This window comes from Pontibacter sp. HJ8 (assembly GCF_054824225.1).
On sequence record NZ_JSYF01000387.1, the window covers coordinates 1 to 16,126 of the forward strand.

Below are 16,126 nucleotides of genomic sequence, written 5' to 3' on the forward strand. Positions count from 1 at the left end.
CAAGCTGTTGCACAGAAGGATGTGTTTGACGGGGTAGAGGCGGCGTTGCGGGCCGGATCGGCCAAGGATCTTTCCAGACACTTCGACAGCAAGGTAAGCCTGTCTTTTGCAGACGAGAAGCCAACCGATTACAGCAAGACGCAGGCAGAGTTTGTAATGAAGAACTTCTTCAGTAAAAACCTGCCTACAGGCTTTTCCTATAACTTCCCTACTCCCAGCGAGTCCGTCAAAAAAGACAAGCGTTATGTGATCGGCACTTACACCCACCGCAACGGTTCGTATACGGTCCTGATCCGGGTGAAAGACGCAGGAGGCAAGTTCCTGATCCATTCCATCGACTTTATAAAAGATTAAGAAGATAATAGTGAGATTTTTAGCAGGGCCCGGAATATATACCGGGCCTTTTTTTATTTTTGCACCGTGAAAGCAACATACCTGACCCAACAAAGCATAGCCGAGTTTATCTCCAGGGCCCTGGCCGAGGATATAGGCGATGGAGATCATTCTTCACTGGCTTCTATTCCGAACGATGCCCAGAACCAGGCGCGCCTGCTGGTAAAGGGAGAAGGCATACTGGCTGGCGTGGAGCTGGCCGGGTATATCTTTAGCCAGGTAGACCCTGCCCTGCAGGTGGAGGTCCTGCTGCAGGATGGGGCCACGGTGAAGTTTGGCGACGTAGCACTGACAGTAAAAGGGAAAGCGCAGTCCATCCTGACGGCCGAGCGCCTGGTACTGAACTGCATGCAGCGCATGAGCGGCATTGCCACCTATACCCATTACCTGAACTCGCTCATTGCCGGAACGAAGGCCAGGTTGCTGGATACCCGCAAAACCACACCTAACTTCCGCATCATGGAGAAATGGGCCGTGTTGATCGGGGGTGGCGTGAACCACCGCTTCGGGCTCTTCGACATGATTATCCTCAAAGATAACCACGTGGACTATGCAGGCGGCATACGCGAAGCGATAGAAGCCACGCAGCGCTACCTGCGGGAAAAGGGCAAAGACCTGCGCATCGAAGTAGAAACCCGCAACCTGGAAGAAGTGAAAGAGGCCCTCGAAACAGGAGGCATCCACCGCATCATGCTCGATAACATGCAGCCGGAGATGATGCGCGAGGCCGTGGCACTGATCGGCGGCCGCTTCGAAACGGAAGCTTCCGGAGGCATCACAGAAGCGACTATAGCCGAAGTGGCCAAGTGCGGCGTGGACTACATCTCGGTAGGTGCCCTGACGCACTCAATTAAGAGTATGGACCTAAGCCTGAAAGCATATTAATTTGTTTTACCTTTGCCAGGCTTTACAGCCACAAAGCTGAAAAGGGAAAAAGTAAAGATTTGAATTTTTAATTAGTTTATGCAACAACCAAACCAACGTTTCCGGCCGCAGCAAGGCGCTGCTCCGAATACGATCCGCACGAAGAAGTATCAGCTGGAGAAAAACATGTTTACAGGTATAGCCCTGGGCAAAGTATGGCGCAAAGACTGGTGGATGGCCCTGATTCCGCTGGTGTTGCTGCTGTTGCCGGCCGTGTTCAGTTTCTCCTGGTGGTGGGTGGTGTCGGCTGTGCTGGTAACGCTTATTTTTGTGCTGCTCCGTTCGGCCCAGGTAATGGGCGTGACGCAGGTAGAGCAGGGTAGCCCGCTGTTTGAGCGCCTGAGCTACGAGATAGACCAGCGCCAGATCCTGATGAAGCGCAACGAGCGGGAAGGTATGGCACTGAGCTGGGACATGATCCAGAAAGCCGATCGCCGGAAAGATTCGTACCTGCTGTGGCTGAAGCCTGCAACCGATGCCCAGCTGCCCCGTGGCTGGAAAGGCTGGCTGGCCAAAACATTCCAGGCCCCTATCTTCGTTCTGCTGCCGTTCCGCATTTTCAACAGCCCGAATGACATCAAACTGATGGACTCGTTGCTGCGCCGCAAGAACCTGATCGCAGAGTAGTAGTATAAGCTTTGATAAACCTCTTTCGTAAATAATTAATAAAGCATGCTTTGCCGGTTGTTCAGCTGGCAGAGTGATGGTAGATAAAGTAAAAAACAGACCAAATGAATAAGAACGTAATAGCAGTATGTGCCGCCGTATGCGGTTTATTTATGGTTTCGTGTGACACGCCAAAAGACCTGCGTCCGGAATATAAAGTGTCAAATGACAAAGTAGCGCCAGGTACGCGTAACACCGCCAATGTGAGCGATGCCGGAGGGGACGAGGCAACAGCACATGGTGAAGAGCAACCTTCGCCTAACCAGGTGCAGGAAGTTATGCCCAATCATGACCAGGGTGCTAACACCATCCAGCCAGGCGATAGCATCAAAGAAGGAGCCGAAACCAATACGGCAGCAGGCGCTGTCAAACGCTAATCCGGAATAAAGTCCTGAACCTGCCGCTGCTGTAGTCTACAGCAGCGGCAGGTTTTTTTGTGGAACAGGTATAGCAGGCGTTCGTACTGCCATACCAATGCTATACCCTGCATATACCCGTTTTTCAAAATAAAAGGTATATTTGCAACCTTATTGCTTTTACGACAGCACCTATGGCCCGACAGGAAGAATGGTTTAGTACCTGGTTTGACTCCCCCTACTACCACATACTCTACAGCAACCGCGATGACAATGATGCCAAGCTGTTCATAGACAACCTGTTAACCTACCTGCATCCGAAGCCCTCCGAGAAACTGCTGGACCTGGCCTGTGGCAAGGGTCGCCATTCCCTCTACCTCAATCAGAAAGGGCATGATGTAACGGGCATTGATCTTTCTGCGCAAAGTATAGCCTATGCCAGGCAGTTTGAAAACGAGCGACTTCAGTTTGAAGAGCACGATATGCGGGAAGTGTACAAGCCGGAGGCGTTTGATTTTGTACTGAACCTGTTCACCAGCTTCGGCTATTTCAGCAGCGAAACAGAAAATGTGGTAGCCCTATGCGCCGCGGCAAAAGCGTTGAAGCACGGCGGCAAGTTGGTCATCGACTTTATGAACACGGACCGGGCCATAGAAAACCTGGTGATGCATGAGGAGAAAACGGTGCAGGGGATAAACTTCCGGATCAGCCGTGGCGTAGAAGATGGCTTTATTGTTAAAACGATCTGCTTTGAGGACAAAGGGCAGGAGTACCACTTTGAAGAGCGTGTAAGAGCGTTGCGCGAAGAGGATTTTCTGGAGTATTTTAAAATGGCGCAGCTCAGATTGTTAGATCAGTTCGGGAATTACCAGCTCACCTCCTATAACCGCGACAAAAGCGAGCGGATGATCTTTGTGCTCAAGAAATAACGCTACATGATTATAGCCATACTTGTACTCTTCTTTACGGTCGTGCTCTCCGGCTTTCTGGTCAAAGTCTTTCCGCCGGATAATGCCCGATGGCTGAAGATGGCGCTTGCCTTTAGTGGCGCCTACCTCTTTACGATCACCATCATACACCTGCTCCCGGATGTGCTGCTCCAGAACAGCGATCCCCATATGGTGGGTTATTGGATACTGGCCGGCTTCTTTCTGCAACTGGTGCTGGAGATCTTCTCGCACGGCGTGGAGCACGGCCACATGCATACCCACCATCACAACAACCATGGGCGGGTTGGTTCCATGCCTTTCCTGCTGCTGGGCTCTCTTTTCATACACTCTTTTCTGGAGGGCAGCATTCTGGTAGAAGGCGGCAACAGGCATGCGGGCCACAGCCACGACAGTGACAACTTCTACGCCGTGCTGCTAGGTATAGCCATACACCACGTGCCGGCGGCTTTCGCCCTTATGTCGGTGCTGCTGTCGCGTGTAGGCAACTTCAGAAAGGCTTTCCTGTGGCTGCTGATCTTTGCGATAGGCGCACCGCTAGGTATAGTAGTTAGCAATGTGCTGCTAGCGCAGCAGGTCGAAAGCGGCATGGTGTATACCGCCCTGACAGGGCTGGTAGCAGGTAACTTCCTGCATATCTCTACCACTATCCTTTTCGAAACAAGTCCGGAGCACCGCTTTAACCGCAATAAACTCATCGCCACGCTGCTCGGGCTGGCACTGGCACTGCTGACTGATTTTATCTAACCGGAAGTATAGCTGGCACCTAACGGCTGCCGGAGAGCAATAAACGGGTTGATGTTTTGCGGAGGAAGGGTGAGCTGAAAAGATGGGGTATAAAACAAAAAAGGCTGATATACCTATCAGCCTGCTCCGGGTTAAAAGCACGTATGCTTATATAATGGTAGAAAGCAGCGTAGCCACCAATGCTTTCAACGCCTGCATGATAACTCCGGATCTTACAGCCATTTCAGTTTCTTCTTCCTCAGAGGAGGCAGCATCTTTGAAATAAGATAAAGGGCTTTCCAGCGCTTCAGCGTCCAGTACAGACTTGTGCTGTTTCTGCGGGGCAGCAGTAGCAGGCCCATTAGTTGTAGCAGCAGTCGATGGCGTGTTAGCAGGCGAAGCGGCAGTATGAGCAGTAGCACAACCGTTTTGCAGCTCCGCGGCATGCGGTGCCGAAAAAATGCCCAGCAGCATGATAGCTGACATGGAAGCTGTAACAAATACGGTTTTATACTTTCTCAACATGCCCAAAAATAGGGGTATTACTACAAACTACCAAATATTTAGTAGGATAATTTAGAGAAACAAGCCTTGGAATAGGTAAAAGTACTTACAGAGCAGGTAGAAGGGCATTTCCGGCCTATTTTGGTTGCTAGCGGGCAGGGGCAGGCTTCACCACTTTAACCTTTACAGGCGCTATACCTGCATCTATATAATCCAATCGCCGGGCAGCCGCCTCCGACAGGTCTACCACTCTGCCCTTCACAAACGGGCCTCTGTCTGTGATTTTCACCTTCACAGTTTTGTTCGTCTGCAGATTGGTCACTTTTACCTTGGTTCCGAAAGGGAGGGTGCGGTGAGCAGCCGTCAGCTTGCCTTTGTGGTAGCGATCCCCATTGGCCATTTTCCGGCCATGCAGTTTGTTGCTGTAGTAAGAAGCCTTGCCTTCTTCGGTATAGCCCCGCTGACCTATACCTGGCTTGGTGGTCGTGCAGGAGCTGAAAACAAGGGTCATTAAAAACAGCAGCAGGAAAGTATACAGGGGAAAAGTACGCATAGGTATAAATTTGTTAGCTGCCCGTTGGGGCATAGATAGCAGTATGTGGATTAAACGGGCGTAGTGGCAAAGAATTGCCTGATCTCCTGCAAAAGCCTGTGCGAATCTGCAAGCTCCAGCGGGTGCCGGGTGTCCGGGAGCACCAGAAGGCTGCCCTTTGCCAGTAGCCGGTAAGCCCAAGCTGTTTCCGCTATACTGACCATGTTATCACGGTCGCCTACGCTTACCCGCACAGTCGAAGCGATCCGGGGCAGGGTGTCTGTTGTTAGCAGTGGCTGCGCTCCCAGGTGCTGCAGCATGTCGGCTGTTTTGCGCATGACCTCCTTCCAGTCCTGTGGCGCGTGGCGCGAAGCGAGCGTGGCTGCAAACTGCGGTACTTTTTCTGCGACCTTATCCGGTTGGAGCAGGTTCGTTTCTTTGGCAGCTGCCTCGGGCGACCATTCAAACTTGGTCGCCAGTGTGAAGATGCGGCCTACACGCTCCGGGTGATGCAGCGCCAGGTATAGGGCGACATAGCCGCCCATGCTGTAGCCGAATACATCGACCTGCGGCAGGTAGTGCCGGTCCAGGTAACGCAGTACGTCATTTGCAAACAGCTCTATCCGGAAAGGCTCCTGGGGCAGGGGCTCTCCGCCGTGTCCCGGGAAGTTCAGGGTATGCAGGCAGTAGTGCGGCTCCAATACGTTTTGGAGCGGTTGCAGGGTGGCTGCAGCGCCAAGTGCACCGTGTAGCAGGAGCAGGTGTTGCATGTGATCTGTTCTGGTAGCCGGTACAGCGCCTACGCCGTTAGGTGCGGCGAGGGCGCTGCCGGGTTATTGTACGACCTGGTAATTGTATACTTCTACTGCCTGGGTCAGCTTGTCTTTCTTGAAGAGCTGCATAACCAGCGGAATGGCGATGAGCCCGACACCCCCATACACGACCGGTGAAATGTTGACCGCATTCGGATTGGTGGTGCTTTGGGAAGAAGAAAGGATGCCGATCGTGGTCAGGCCGGCGCCAGCTATACCCATTGCCGTAAAGATGAAGCGCTCCCGCTTGTGGCGCTGGAGAAGCATCATACTCGACGCATTATCCGAAAGCGCCTGCTGCAGGTTGTCCTGGTTGAAGGTCATCAGGGGGCCGTTGTCCTTGGAGAAGAAGTAGATGCGGCGGCGGCTACTCCGCGGCATGCCATACCCATAAGGGGAGTACCCCATCGACGTGTAGTCAAAGGTGGTGGTATAGAATTTGGAGATACGCGGCCCTTCCGTGATGCGCTTGGCAAACGCGTCGAAGCGGTTGCCGGCTGCCACGCGGGCAAAGTAACCTTCGCTGCTCTGGTACACATCCACCAGTTCAGGCATATACTTCAGGGAGTCGTCGAGGAGGAAAAAATCCTGCTTAAAAATCGGGGACTTGTACTGCAGCTTGTTGGCATACACCACCTGCCCGTTGCGTAGCTGGACAAAGTATCGGCCGTGGCGCTGCTGGGTGTCGTCCTGCGCCTGCAAACTGAAGCATAGCAGCAGGGCTGCGATCAAGGTATAGAATGACTTGTTCATGACTATAAATACAATATCAGATTAAATTTAAATCGAAACGAAATAGTACCTGCAGAATGTATCAGAAAATGAGCACCAGCATGATCAGCATACCTGCCAAGGAGAGGTATACCCAATTCATAAGCTGCCCCCGGTGCTTGCTGGGCACCATGTTGCTTACCAGTACAACGGCTATCAATACGCATAAAATATAAAGCAGAATAAAGGTAACAGCTTTTACCCAGTTTGGTAAGATCGTGTTTTCTGCCTGCATCTGGTTGTCCATGCCCATACCTGATAGCAGGTACCGCAGCCCGAAGAACACAATGACTTCAAAAATAATAAAGTATAGCAGGCCATACAGGCGGCTTTGGTTGCTGACAGACATGCGTTACAGGCTTTTGAAAAAGTGGTAGCTTTTGATATGGTAGCCTTCCCGGAAATAAAAACGATGTGCCGCGCTGTTCGTTACATACGCATCCAGCATGATGGTGTCGCAGCGGTGGCGTTGGGCCTCCTCCTCCATCCAGTCGGCCAGTAGCTTGCCCACCCCGGCTGACCGGTACGCTTCTGCTACTACAAAATTATCCACCTCCAGGTATTTGCCCGAGTAGAGCTTGGAACTGGTCCAGAACCCGGAAAGACCGATGCAGGTATCTCCGGCAAATGCTCCGATCATCCGGTAGCCATTTGCCAGCATGTGCGTCAGGAACTGGTCGTACCGCTCCAGGGACATCTGGGGGTTTAGCAGCTGTATCAGGGCATGCTGCGCCAGCATCTGTTCCCGCCCTTTGATCTCCTGAACCGCTAAGGCCGCTGTAGTGCGGTGTTTCGAGGCCTCCTTCATGCTAAGTGATGCTATTTTGTCGTCTTGCAACCTACAGTGATGGCTTGCTGCTTCCCTGCAGCTTCTGCTATAGTTGTCTTTTCCTATAAATATACCATTGGTTTGGATAAGTCGCTATACTTTCTGTCAGGCAATTGGCAGGCTCCGGTAGCCGGAAGTCTCTCAACTTTTCATAACGCCCGAAAGCAATGGGCACAGTTAGGCTGGCTCTTTGATGTATAGACAATGAAGAATTATAAAAAGAGGTAGCTTTTGCTGCGCTTCATACGTATATAAATCACTTTATTTATCATTGATTATAAGGTATATAGAATATATTTAGTGTAGCTGTCTGTTTTTTTAGTAGGCACTTAAAGTGCAAATTATAGGAAAATAAAAAGAAAGTAATTGCACCTGAACAATAAACGCAACAAAGCAGGCAGCATACAACGTTAAAATACCAGATGTATGTAGGGATATGAGGTTATTGAAGAATGTTAAACTGGACAATCACTATTTTAACTATAGTGGCGAAACACGAAAAATCTTTAGTATAGATTACGAAGATTTACGAACGCTTATATTTTATCAGGATGCCAACAACAAATATACGCTGGTCATCGCGAAAGAAGATGATCCACCGTTGGTCCTTGAAAAGAAGATATCACGCGCAGAAGCGTTCCGATTAATGAATACCCGGCCCTGAGTCGGGTATTTTTATGTTATGACCTTTCCCGATAGCCCCTCCTATTAGTCTATCCATAAAGCCTCCAGCCTTTCGCCATACCGGGTATATGCAAAACTGGAACAAGTATTACAAGATCGCCTGCTGCGGAGCAATCGCAAATGTGCTGTTGCAGTTGATAGTCTCTCTGGTTGTGGATCCCTACCTGGCTGCCGCCTTCACACCGTTGTATCCGGTCTGGATAATTCTGTTGGTAGTAGGCTGGCGAAGAGAGCACCCGCGCAGGTAGCAGCTCCAGGCAGACAATGCCTTGCATTGCAGTAGGTTATCATTGACTTTAGTTTAGATTGTGATTTTTGGATGATTTAAAGGTTCAGGCAAAAATTCTGGACAACGGCAGGCACTTTTTTGGCTAATATTTTGCTCTTTGTGGTATTAGCCAAAGTAAAATACCTATGTCTGAATCAACGAATATGACGGATGTGAATGAGGTGCAGCATATGTTTCTGCAGGTAGAGAGCAGTGATGCAGTTTGTATCCTCAATATAGCCGGCCATCCTTACAGGCTGCGCGAGCTTATTTATATGATGATCGAAAACGGCTGCCGGGTCATGAAAACCACTGCCGACCAGTTCAATGTTTTCAGTTATGACAAGGAGACGGTGGAAGTGTTCGATTACCTGACCTCTATCATCAAAGCGAAATTTGTGTAATTTCTGCCGAGGCGCCTATCAAGCAAAACGGGCTACCTAGTGGTAGCCCGTTTTGCTTGATAGCGTTTTATAGTTTCTTGATCTCGATCTCATGCGGGTTGAGCGCCGAGTCGTGGTAGGGTAGTTTGATCTTCAACTGGCCTTCCTGGTACACGGCCTCTATCTGACTAAGGTCTACCTGTGGGGGCAGCGTAAAGATCCGGGTAAATAGCGGTGCGGCCATCTCCGGGTTGTCCTGGCTTTGAAGTACCGAGAACACGGTTAACTGGTTCTGGTGCAACACGACCTTAAAGGATTCCGGGTTAACGCCGGCTGCCCATACTTCAATAACAGCGCCTTTTTTATATTTTTTTATATCTGCATACGTTTCGCTCACACCTCCGCCCAGCGTGTTGAGCAGGTCGATCTGGTGAGCAATGTTGCGCAAGAACTCTTTATCTTTTATAATTTTCATTTCTTTCTCCTCTGTCGTTTACACGTGGCATAATGCAAATAGGATGCCAGTAGCTTAGAGGTGGGTAGTGTGGCCGCATACCTGGGGCCATAAGTCAAAATGGCTTATTCTGTATCTCCAGGCAAATAAATTTAGGACAGATTGTCGCATTGAGGGTACAGGAAGAATCAGGTAGAAGTGCAAGAGCCAAGGAGGTATTGGCTGCTGAACGCCCAAAAAATCCTTGCCTGGAGACACAGCCTTACGCACCCTTGTAAGTAAGAGCCGGAGATAGTTTGATCTGGGTAGCCTTGGAACATCGGGATATTGTAGCAGGTATACCCGGCTGTTTCCGGATTAGGTATTTCCCAACTTCTGAAGCACTTTCCCAGAACAGGAAATAATCTTGGCTAGGATTGCATCAGATTGATTGCATTAAAAAAATAATTTATTTTTATTAGGGAATATTAACAGGTATAGCAATCTAATAGCCAGATGTTTGTGTTTTTGTTACGGGTTTTATGTCGATAAATAAATTGCACTATATTGCAATTTATTTGAAATATGATCCTCTGGCATATTTCTTTCTTAGGGAGGGAGAAACCAATACAAGATCATGAAATACGCTTACGCTCTCCTTGCTTCTCTCCTTTTCTTAACTCTTTCAGTACAAGCTCAGGTTACTATTTATCAAGAGAATTTTGAAGTTGCTCCTACTACAGCCTTGCCTGCTGGCTATACAGCTACCAATGGTGTTTGGAACAGAATAAATGCAACTACACCTTCACCGGCTACAGGGGCATCTTACTTAATGGCAAAGAGAATTAATCAAAGCGGCGCTGATATACACCGTATAGATATAAAAGGAATCCGGGTAAAAGGATTCACTGCTGTTAAGATCAAATGGTTGGATAGCAAGACAAACGCTCACAACAATAGCGCGACTTCAGATGTATCGTTGTTCTACAGCATCGACGGAGGAACTTATACCAAGCTCTCTATCGCCAGCCAGAATGCAACAGACGGTGTCTGGAGAACAAGTAACAACGGAAACTATATTCAACTGCCTGCTATACCTGCGACAGCCACTACCATCAACTTTTACTGGTCCATTGAGCTTACCAGACAGGAAGACCATTATGGTATAGATAACATCGAGCTGGTAGGTACCAACCCGACGGAGAATGATATTTTCAGTTGGGCAACCAGGCCTGCGAATGAAGATCCGTTTGTAGCTTCATCGCCTGCTGCCGCAACGCCTTATAAGTTAGACAACGTTGCCATGCGTTGGACCCGCTCAACCGCAGGTACTACCAGTGTGACAACAGCACTCGTAAAGAATGAGCAGCTACAGGCTCCGAACAAAACGCTTACGCTGGTACAGACTGGCGCGTCAGCCACACAGGGCACTACTGTAAATGTTAGGTTTGATGACCCAATGGCCAACCTGAAATTTACACTGTTCGATGTTGACCAACAAGTCGGCCAAGTCCAGGATCGACTGGTAATTACAGGCTTAAACAGCGCGGGAAAGACTGTGTTGCTCAAAAACGAGCATGTACAGCGTGGATCTACTATTAACTTTGATGCGGCAACCGGCGCTATCACCGGAGCCTCCGGCACGGATATCGCGGCTACTTCCAGCCTGGGAGACGTCGTATTTATGTTTGATGAACCGGTGCAGCAGGTAACTATCGCTTATTATAACCTGGATGCCGCCAAGGGCAGCCAGGGCCTGGGTATCTACCAGATCAGCGGCATGGCAGCAGCCATTATCGCCCCGCTGCCTGTAAAACTGGTTTCGTTCAAAGGGGCAGCGCAGGATGGCGGTGCCAAACTTACCTGGAGCACAGCTACTGAGATTGACAATGATAAATTTGTGGTAGAGCGCAGCCAGGATGGCAAAACGTTCAAGGCCATTGGTGAGGTAAAGGGAAATGGCAACAGCAACATGCTGCTTCACTATAGCTTCACAGATACTGCTCCATTGGCCGGAACCAACTACTATCGCCTGAAGCAAACTGACTTTGATGGTCAGTTTGAATACACCAGAATCGTTGCGCTGCATGTAGGGGTAATTTCTGCTTCGTCTGTATACCCTACCCTGGCAGCGAGTGAAGTAACGGTCAGGTTGCAGCCGGCAGCCAGCGGATCTAATGTAGCGGTACTGGACCTGACCGGTAAGCAGGTTGCGCTGGTACAGAACTATACGGACAACCAGCTGGTGCTGCCGGTAGACCACCTGAAAAGCGGGGTATACTTTGTAACGGTATATTCAGGTTCCCAAAAAGAGACGCTTCGATTTGTGAAGAAGTAAGACTGCAACACTTACTCAAAAAAGGAGAAGCCAGTTTAACCGGCTTCTCCTTTTTTGTTTAGATAAAAACCTCCGTGCAACTCGGTCTTTCCTGATCAGACTTTCACTGCGTTGCTTCTGGTTGAACCATTCAAGCGTAGCGCATAGCATTTTTACTACTTTTTAACCGGTGCCTTTGCTGTCTTGCAAGGGGTCGCTTTTCTTATTGCCGTTTGTTTGCGCTATAGGAGGCCCGGCTGGTTTTCGTAACAGGCACGTATACCTGAACTATGTCATGTGCCGAATACATATGACCGATGATGTGGTACCTGAAAGGAAAAACTATGTTGAAGCTATACTATGAGACAGAAGCGATCCGGGTAAGTTACGATGAAGAGCTGCAACTCGGTAAGGGAGAGTGGAAAGGCTTTGTGAGCAGTGACATATTCCGGAGTACTGCCCTGCATTTGCTGGAGTTTGTGACGGAGCATAGAATCACGCGCTGGCTGTCTGACCGCAGCCACATGACAGCCATCCTGCAACCGGATCAGCAGTGGATGGCAGAAGAATTTATTCCCAAAATAATCGATAGCCCGCTTCGCCGGATGGCCAATGTATTGTCATCTGATACATTTAAAAAAATGACCATGGAGCAGATCATCCGGCGAAAGAGTGGTCTCGGCAGCATTGCATTCCGCGATTTTGAAACTGTAGCCGAGGCCCTGGAGTGGCTACAGCGGCCGTTTGAAGAAGATGCTGCCGCCGGGACCGGCAACGGTATGGAACGGGAGTAGTAGCGCGTGCGTACTTGCAGTTGAACGTATACCTCCTCTTTGAGCCAATGTTAAATTTGCAGGTGGGAAATTTTAATTCTTCTTGTACCTTTGCCTTTTGATTTGCCGTAACATTAGGCGTACCAATGCAAGTATACTTTCAGAATTCGTTTATAAGTCTTTTATATGATAAGGAAACCCAGTTTGGGAAAGCCATTTGGACAGGTAAACTGCAAGGGGCGGAACTAAGGGAGGCTTATCTACTTTGTCTCGAGATGATTAACCGCTTTTCGCTGACCAGGTGGCTGGCCGATGATCGCCTAATGGGGCCAATAGCGCCTGCTGACCTGGATTGGAGCCTGCAGGTGCACGTTCCAGCCATGGCCAAAAGCTCCTTGTTGCGTATGGCCTATCTGCCCTCGCTCTCTGAGGAGAATCGGGAGACGGTAGAGTTCATGATAGACAAAGGACACACCTATGACATTAACATGGTTGTCCGTAATTTTCAGGACAAGCAGGAGGCAATGGCCTGGTTGTTCGAGGGCATGGAGCAGATGATTCCGTAGGTCGCCTATTGGAGCTGGATCCAAAAGAAAGCGCTTGCCGTGGATAAAAGCAAGGTATGCTGCTACTGGTAATTTATATTTTGCTATATTTACTATAGACTAAATACTACCGGCTGCATGTTTGACCTCTACTTCCAAAACAATTTTGTAAGTATATACTACGCCAAGGACGAGCTCCTTGGCAAGGCGGTCTGGAATGGACATGTGAGTGGCGCTGAGTTTCGTGAATCCACTTTGCTTTGCTTAGACCTGATAGACAGGTATGAATTGAGGGGATGGCTGGGCGATAACCGTAAGATGGATTCCTTTGAGCCTGCCGACCTGCAATGGAGCCTGGAGGTGTTTGTGCCGCATATGGTCGCAGGTCCTGTCCTGCGTATAGCGAACCTGCCCTCTGAGCAGGAGGGAAACCGGAAGGCCCTGCAGGTGATGCTCGACAAAAAGAACCAACTGGGACAAAAGCTGTTGATCCGGGACTTTGCCAGTGAAGCGGAGGCGATGAAGTGGTTGAGGGAAGCTACTGAAGAAGATAATACGACAGGCCATTCACTCAAATCTGAGTAGAGCCCTTTTATACAACCTCAAGACAAGTATTTCAAGCTCCCTTCCCGCCTGAGGTTTGCCTCCTTTTGTCATAGCACGACATGCATTTCCAGCCCAATCAAAAGAAGCTATAATTGCGTGTAAAGAAAAATGTAATGGCGGATATACCCCGTATAAGTGGTATAGATTATAGTTGGGGTTGATTTACGCTTGCAGGTAATTTTAAAACAATGGTTACAACTTACTTTCAAAATCATGTGGTTACCGTCACGTATGACGCTGAACTGCAATTGGGTATAGCCACCTGGAATGGGTTTTTGAGTAGTACAGAGCTCAGAGAAGCCGCCGAGGTTTGCCTGAACCTGACGCATGAGCGCCAGTTGCTGCGTTGGCTGGGCGATAACCGTAAGTTAAGAGCTATCCGGCAAGCCGACCAGGATTGGTTTGTAGCATATATTTTGCCCCGCCTGGTGGGTAGCACACTCCGCCGCAATGCTTCTGTTGTTTCAGAAGACCTTTTCAATAAAATGGCTGTGGAGCAGATCATCAAACGCGCCGGCAACCTCGGTGATATGGTTCTTAAAGATTTCGAAAGCCCGGAAGAAGCAATGGTCTGGCTGAAGCAGCCGATCGAGGTTCAGGAGCAGGCGTAAAATAACTGTTTTTTCTACCAGAGGTGGCTGCGGCTAGGTATAGCTGAGAGGGATTCAGCTAGGCTATACGGCAATGGCCACTTGCACCAGACACTCGCAGGTGCTGCGTACGCTGCGAGGTCTTTTGGCTACAGTTCGTCTTCTTCGATAAGTGAGGATATGCTGGTGAAATCAGCTGCGTTTTCTTTATGAAACAGAGTATACCTGTCCCTGCCCCCAAACCACTCTAGTACCTCCTCCCGCTGCAGCGAAGTTTTGCTTTTGGACACGATGCTGGGATACGAAGAATGCGGCCAATCACTGAAATCGTCTATCAGGCCGTGGTGCTGCGGATTAAAATGAATATAGAAGATGAGCCTGGTAAAGTATGGCTCTGAGATTACCTCTTTTCTGCCGAAGCGATGCTGGAACAGGCGACCCACGCGATCATACTTCAAGTTGATGGTTTTGGCGTAGGCATTGAGCAGGTGCCCGAGCTGCCGGTTTGCACTTACCAGCTCTGTGTTATCTTCAATTATCCAGTTCGGCTTCAGGGATTCCTCATCTTTTATGCGCACCAGGAAGTGTACATGGTTGGGCAGCAGACAATAAGCAAACGTATCGGCATAAGGTGCTACGTACCTCCGGTAGAGTTGCAGAAAGTAATGATAGTCGTCGGTTTGCCTGAAGAGTGTTTCTTTGTTGTTGTCACGGGTCTAAAGATGGTAGAACTTCCCCGGCTCCAGTTGTATCATCTTTTGCATTTATCCCTCTACGAATCAGCAGGGACTTTGGCTCAAAAAGACCTCGCGGTGTCCGAAGGTCCCGCGAGTGTCTGGTGGAAAGGCTGTTGCTTCGTGGAGAGGGTGCTGGTGGAGTTAGACGCTCGCGGGTCGTAGACACCGCGAGGTCTGTGGGAAAGTATGAAAGTTTGCTGGGCTTACGAGTTAGAACTAAGTGATGCTTCCCCTCACCATCACAGATTCTTCGATTTCTCTTTCTTGGGCATAGTAGTGTAAGAAGTTCCCTTTCTTGGCAACAGGATATATTTTTATGCTATGCCCTCTGCTGTTAATTAAAATAAGGCCGATCTTATTTCTCTTGCAGAGCTTCTCAAGCATTTCAACATTATTTCTCTTCTTCTCAAATGGAGTCTGCAGCAGCAGGTTATTAGTATGTATAGAATAAGCAATCCATTGTTCGTTTGCTGGATATTGTTTTACTTGATTAATTACCCTTGCAAATCTATGATTATCTAAATCGAGGATATCATAAAACGCAGCTGCCAAAATTGTAAAGGTGATAAGAACTGTTAAACCAATTAACACTGAGAAATACCACTTGATTTCTGTAGTGTAGATAAGAGTCAGAATGGTAAGGCAAGTCAGAACTCCGGAGGTGATTAAGCTATGTACTAAAAACCTAGTATCATCATAAGATGAAGTTAATGCCTTTAATGTTCTATGGGATTTTGCTTCTAAGGAAACGGTATAGTATTTGTTATTCTTGTTAAAGCATAACAGGCCATCAGCTCTTTTGCTTCCAAATTTCCTTTTTGTACACTTCTCTTTTTCGCAGTATATCTCATCTTCATTCAAAGAGAACTCTTTTATGTAATGCTCTTTTAAAGCGGCAAGAGCCTTGTCTTGTATCGTGATTTCTCTAAGTTTACTCATTAGAATCAGTTATAAAAAGGTGCTAATCCCTCCTCATCAATTAATCCTAGTGACTTTAAATATATCGTTTCAGCATCCATTATCTGGTGATATTCATTGGTGGTCAAGTAGATGCCTTCTTTTACACACTGGTTTATTACGTAATATTCCATTGCATTTTCATCAATATGAATAGGTAACTGGACGATAGAGTCAGGATTAGAAGTAACTCCCGAATGCTCTAGAAACTCGAATTCTATGTCTAAAATGATTTCTATCTCTTCATGCGATAGCTTATTCTTTAGCTTCAGGGAGATATTATTATAAACTACTTTAGCTGCATCTTCCACTATGTAGGCTGGTTGCTCCATTACCTTAATATTTTTTAATTAAATATATTAATATTTCTTGT

Annotated in this window: 23 protein-coding genes; 13 read left to right on the forward strand and 10 right to left on the reverse strand. The window is 48.5% G+C overall.

Features of this window, described 5'->3' with window-relative positions; all coding sequences use genetic code 11:
• The 6 genes from OB13_RS16020 to OB13_RS16045 all read left to right on the forward strand — a co-directional run.
• Positions 1 to 354, forward strand: a 354-nt coding sequence (locus tag OB13_RS16020; RefSeq protein WP_461491184.1) for a DUF4783 domain-containing protein, incomplete at its 5' end; no start/stop codon positions are given.
• Between the two features lie 66 nt (positions 355 to 420).
• The gene (nadC, locus tag OB13_RS16025) at positions 421 to 1,278 is read left to right on the forward strand and encodes a carboxylating nicotinate-nucleotide diphosphorylase (protein WP_461491185.1); all 858 of its coding nucleotides are present in this window, start codon (positions 421 to 423) and stop codon (positions 1,276 to 1,278) included.
• A gap of 78 nt (positions 1,279 to 1,356) precedes the next feature.
• A complete protein-coding gene (locus OB13_RS16030) occupies positions 1,357 to 1,944 on the forward strand; it encodes a hypothetical protein (protein ID WP_461491186.1) in 588 nt (195 codons plus the stop codon).
• A 104-nt stretch (positions 1,945 to 2,048) separates the two neighbouring features.
• Positions 2,049 to 2,360: a hypothetical protein gene (locus tag OB13_RS16035; RefSeq protein ID WP_461491187.1), complete on the forward strand. Its 312-nt coding sequence runs from the start codon at positions 2,049 to 2,051 to the stop codon at positions 2,358 to 2,360.
• 173 nt (positions 2,361 to 2,533) lie between these two features.
• The gene (locus OB13_RS16040; protein WP_461491188.1) at positions 2,534 to 3,268 is read left to right on the forward strand and encodes an SAM-dependent methyltransferase; all 735 of its coding nucleotides are present in this window, start codon (positions 2,534 to 2,536) and stop codon (positions 3,266 to 3,268) included.
• Between the two features lie 6 nt (positions 3,269 to 3,274).
• Positions 3,275 to 4,033 (forward strand): ZIP family metal transporter, encoded by a 759-nt coding sequence (locus tag OB13_RS16045; RefSeq protein ID WP_461491189.1) that lies wholly within the window; start codon positions 3,275 to 3,277, stop codon positions 4,031 to 4,033.
• A gap of 147 nt (positions 4,034 to 4,180) precedes the next feature.
• On the opposite strand, the gene OB13_RS16050 is transcribed toward OB13_RS16045, so the two are convergent.
• From OB13_RS16050 to OB13_RS16075, 6 genes are all read right to left on the reverse strand, one after another.
• Positions 4,181 to 4,537: a hypothetical protein gene (locus tag OB13_RS16050; RefSeq protein ID WP_461491190.1), complete on the reverse strand. Its 357-nt coding sequence runs from the start codon at positions 4,535 to 4,537 to the stop codon at positions 4,181 to 4,183.
• A gap of 127 nt (positions 4,538 to 4,664) precedes the next feature.
• Entirely contained in the window at positions 4,665 to 5,069 is a 405-nt protein-coding gene (locus tag OB13_RS16055) for a septal ring lytic transglycosylase RlpA family protein (RefSeq protein ID WP_461491191.1), read from the reverse strand.
• 50 nt (positions 5,070 to 5,119) lie between these two features.
• Positions 5,120 to 5,818, reverse strand: a complete 699-nt coding sequence (locus OB13_RS16060; RefSeq protein WP_461491192.1) for an alpha/beta fold hydrolase — start codon at positions 5,816 to 5,818, stop codon at positions 5,120 to 5,122.
• 63 nt (positions 5,819 to 5,881) lie between these two features.
• Positions 5,882 to 6,613 (reverse strand): hypothetical protein, encoded by a 732-nt coding sequence (locus OB13_RS16065; RefSeq protein ID WP_461491193.1) that lies wholly within the window; start codon positions 6,611 to 6,613, stop codon positions 5,882 to 5,884.
• A 61-nt stretch (positions 6,614 to 6,674) separates the two neighbouring features.
• On the reverse strand, positions 6,675 to 6,980 hold the full coding sequence (locus OB13_RS16070) for a hypothetical protein (RefSeq protein WP_461491194.1): 306 nt from the start codon (positions 6,978 to 6,980) through the stop codon (positions 6,675 to 6,677).
• Between the two features lie 3 nt (positions 6,981 to 6,983).
• Complete coding sequence (locus tag OB13_RS16075) at positions 6,984 to 7,439, reverse strand: GNAT family N-acetyltransferase (RefSeq protein ID WP_461491195.1); 456 nt, start codon at positions 7,437 to 7,439, stop codon at positions 6,984 to 6,986.
• A 773-nt stretch (positions 7,440 to 8,212) separates the two neighbouring features.
• On the opposite strand from OB13_RS16075, the gene OB13_RS16080 reads away from it, so the two are divergent.
• The gene (locus OB13_RS16080; RefSeq protein WP_461491196.1) at positions 8,213 to 8,392 is read left to right on the forward strand and encodes a hypothetical protein; all 180 of its coding nucleotides are present in this window, start codon (positions 8,213 to 8,215) and stop codon (positions 8,390 to 8,392) included.
• 166 nt (positions 8,393 to 8,558) lie between these two features.
• A complete protein-coding gene (locus OB13_RS16085) occupies positions 8,559 to 8,816 on the forward strand; it encodes a hypothetical protein (RefSeq protein WP_461491197.1) in 258 nt (85 codons plus the stop codon).
• 67 nt (positions 8,817 to 8,883) lie between these two features.
• Here the strand turns inward: OB13_RS16085 and OB13_RS16090 are convergent, their stop codons facing one another.
• Positions 8,884 to 9,270, reverse strand: coding sequence for an Hsp20/alpha crystallin family protein (locus tag OB13_RS16090; RefSeq protein ID WP_461491198.1), 387 nt, complete (start codon positions 9,268 to 9,270; stop codon positions 8,884 to 8,886).
• Between the two features lie 790 nt (positions 9,271 to 10,060).
• Between OB13_RS16090 and OB13_RS16095 the strand changes: the two genes are divergently transcribed.
• The 5 genes from OB13_RS16095 (at position 10,061) to OB13_RS16115 (ending at position 14,080) form a co-directional block, all read left to right on the forward strand.
• Positions 10,061 to 11,566 (forward strand): T9SS type A sorting domain-containing protein, encoded by a 1,506-nt coding sequence (locus OB13_RS16095; RefSeq protein ID WP_461491199.1) that lies wholly within the window; start codon positions 10,061 to 10,063, stop codon positions 11,564 to 11,566.
• A 323-nt stretch (positions 11,567 to 11,889) separates the two neighbouring features.
• Positions 11,890 to 12,339, forward strand: a complete 450-nt coding sequence (locus OB13_RS16100; protein WP_461491200.1) for a hypothetical protein — start codon at positions 11,890 to 11,892, stop codon at positions 12,337 to 12,339.
• A 254-nt stretch (positions 12,340 to 12,593) separates the two neighbouring features.
• The gene (locus OB13_RS16105; RefSeq protein WP_461491201.1) at positions 12,594 to 12,884 is read left to right on the forward strand and encodes a hypothetical protein; all 291 of its coding nucleotides are present in this window, start codon (positions 12,594 to 12,596) and stop codon (positions 12,882 to 12,884) included.
• Between the two features lie 117 nt (positions 12,885 to 13,001).
• Positions 13,002 to 13,448 (forward strand): hypothetical protein, encoded by a 447-nt coding sequence (locus tag OB13_RS16110; protein WP_461491202.1) that lies wholly within the window; start codon positions 13,002 to 13,004, stop codon positions 13,446 to 13,448.
• 209 nt (positions 13,449 to 13,657) lie between these two features.
• Positions 13,658 to 14,080, forward strand: a complete 423-nt coding sequence (locus OB13_RS16115) for a hypothetical protein (RefSeq protein WP_461491203.1) — start codon at positions 13,658 to 13,660, stop codon at positions 14,078 to 14,080.
• Positions 14,081 to 14,208: 128 nt separating this feature from the next.
• Here the strand turns inward: OB13_RS16115 and OB13_RS16120 are convergent, their stop codons facing one another.
• The 3 genes from OB13_RS16120 to OB13_RS16130 form a co-directional block, all read right to left on the reverse strand.
• Entirely contained in the window at positions 14,209 to 14,637 is a 429-nt protein-coding gene (locus OB13_RS16120) for a transposase (RefSeq protein WP_461491204.1), read from the reverse strand.
• 375 nt (positions 14,638 to 15,012) lie between these two features.
• A complete protein-coding gene (locus tag OB13_RS16125) occupies positions 15,013 to 15,735 on the reverse strand; it encodes a hypothetical protein (protein WP_461491205.1) in 723 nt (240 codons plus the stop codon).
• Positions 15,736 to 15,740: 5 nt separating this feature from the next.
• Positions 15,741 to 16,085, reverse strand: a complete 345-nt coding sequence (locus OB13_RS16130; protein ID WP_461491206.1) for a hypothetical protein — start codon at positions 16,083 to 16,085, stop codon at positions 15,741 to 15,743.
• Between the last annotated feature and the right edge of the window lie 41 nt (positions 16,086 to 16,126).

Bases quoted from the DNA above. Each gene is read 5' to 3' on its own strand.
- OB13_RS16030 (WP_461491186.1), top strand. From the start codon at position 1,357: ATGCAACAACCAAACCAACGTTTCCGGCCGCAGCAAGGCGCTGCTCCG.
- OB13_RS16035 (WP_461491187.1), top strand. From the start codon at position 2,049: ATGAATAAGAACGTAATAGCAGTATGTGCCGCCGTATGCGGTTTATTT.
- OB13_RS16040 (WP_461491188.1), top strand. From the start codon at position 2,534: ATGGCCCGACAGGAAGAATGGTTTAGTACCTGGTTTGACTCCCCCTAC.
- OB13_RS16045 (WP_461491189.1), top strand. From the start codon at position 3,275: ATGATTATAGCCATACTTGTACTCTTCTTTACGGTCGTGCTCTCCGGC.
- OB13_RS16050 (WP_461491190.1), bottom strand. From the start codon at position 4,537: ATGTTGAGAAAGTATAAAACCGTATTTGTTACAGCTTCCATGTCAGCT.
- OB13_RS16055 (WP_461491191.1), bottom strand. From the start codon at position 5,069: ATGCGTACTTTTCCCCTGTATACTTTCCTGCTGCTGTTTTTAATGACC.
- OB13_RS16060 (WP_461491192.1), bottom strand. From the start codon at position 5,818: ATGCAACACCTGCTCCTGCTACACGGTGCACTTGGCGCTGCAGCCACC.
- OB13_RS16065 (WP_461491193.1), bottom strand. From the start codon at position 6,613: ATGAACAAGTCATTCTATACCTTGATCGCAGCCCTGCTGCTATGCTTC.
- OB13_RS16070 (WP_461491194.1), bottom strand. From the start codon at position 6,980: ATGTCTGTCAGCAACCAAAGCCGCCTGTATGGCCTGCTATACTTTATT.
- OB13_RS16075 (WP_461491195.1), bottom strand. From the start codon at position 7,439: ATGAAGGAGGCCTCGAAACACCGCACTACAGCGGCCTTAGCGGTTCAG.
- OB13_RS16080 (WP_461491196.1), top strand. From the start codon at position 8,213: ATGCAAAACTGGAACAAGTATTACAAGATCGCCTGCTGCGGAGCAATC.
- OB13_RS16085 (WP_461491197.1), top strand. From the start codon at position 8,559: ATGTCTGAATCAACGAATATGACGGATGTGAATGAGGTGCAGCATATG.
- OB13_RS16090 (WP_461491198.1), bottom strand. From the start codon at position 9,270: ATGAAAATTATAAAAGATAAAGAGTTCTTGCGCAACATTGCTCACCAG.
- OB13_RS16095 (WP_461491199.1), top strand. From the start codon at position 10,061: ATGGCAAAGAGAATTAATCAAAGCGGCGCTGATATACACCGTATAGAT.
- OB13_RS16100 (WP_461491200.1), top strand. From the start codon at position 11,890: ATGTTGAAGCTATACTATGAGACAGAAGCGATCCGGGTAAGTTACGAT.
- OB13_RS16105 (WP_461491201.1), top strand. From the start codon at position 12,594: ATGATTAACCGCTTTTCGCTGACCAGGTGGCTGGCCGATGATCGCCTA.
- OB13_RS16110 (WP_461491202.1), top strand. From the start codon at position 13,002: ATGTTTGACCTCTACTTCCAAAACAATTTTGTAAGTATATACTACGCC.
- OB13_RS16115 (WP_461491203.1), top strand. From the start codon at position 13,658: ATGGTTACAACTTACTTTCAAAATCATGTGGTTACCGTCACGTATGAC.
- OB13_RS16125 (WP_461491205.1), bottom strand. From the start codon at position 15,735: ATGAGTAAACTTAGAGAAATCACGATACAAGACAAGGCTCTTGCCGCT.
- OB13_RS16130 (WP_461491206.1), bottom strand. From the start codon at position 16,085: ATGGAGCAACCAGCCTACATAGTGGAAGATGCAGCTAAAGTAGTTTAT.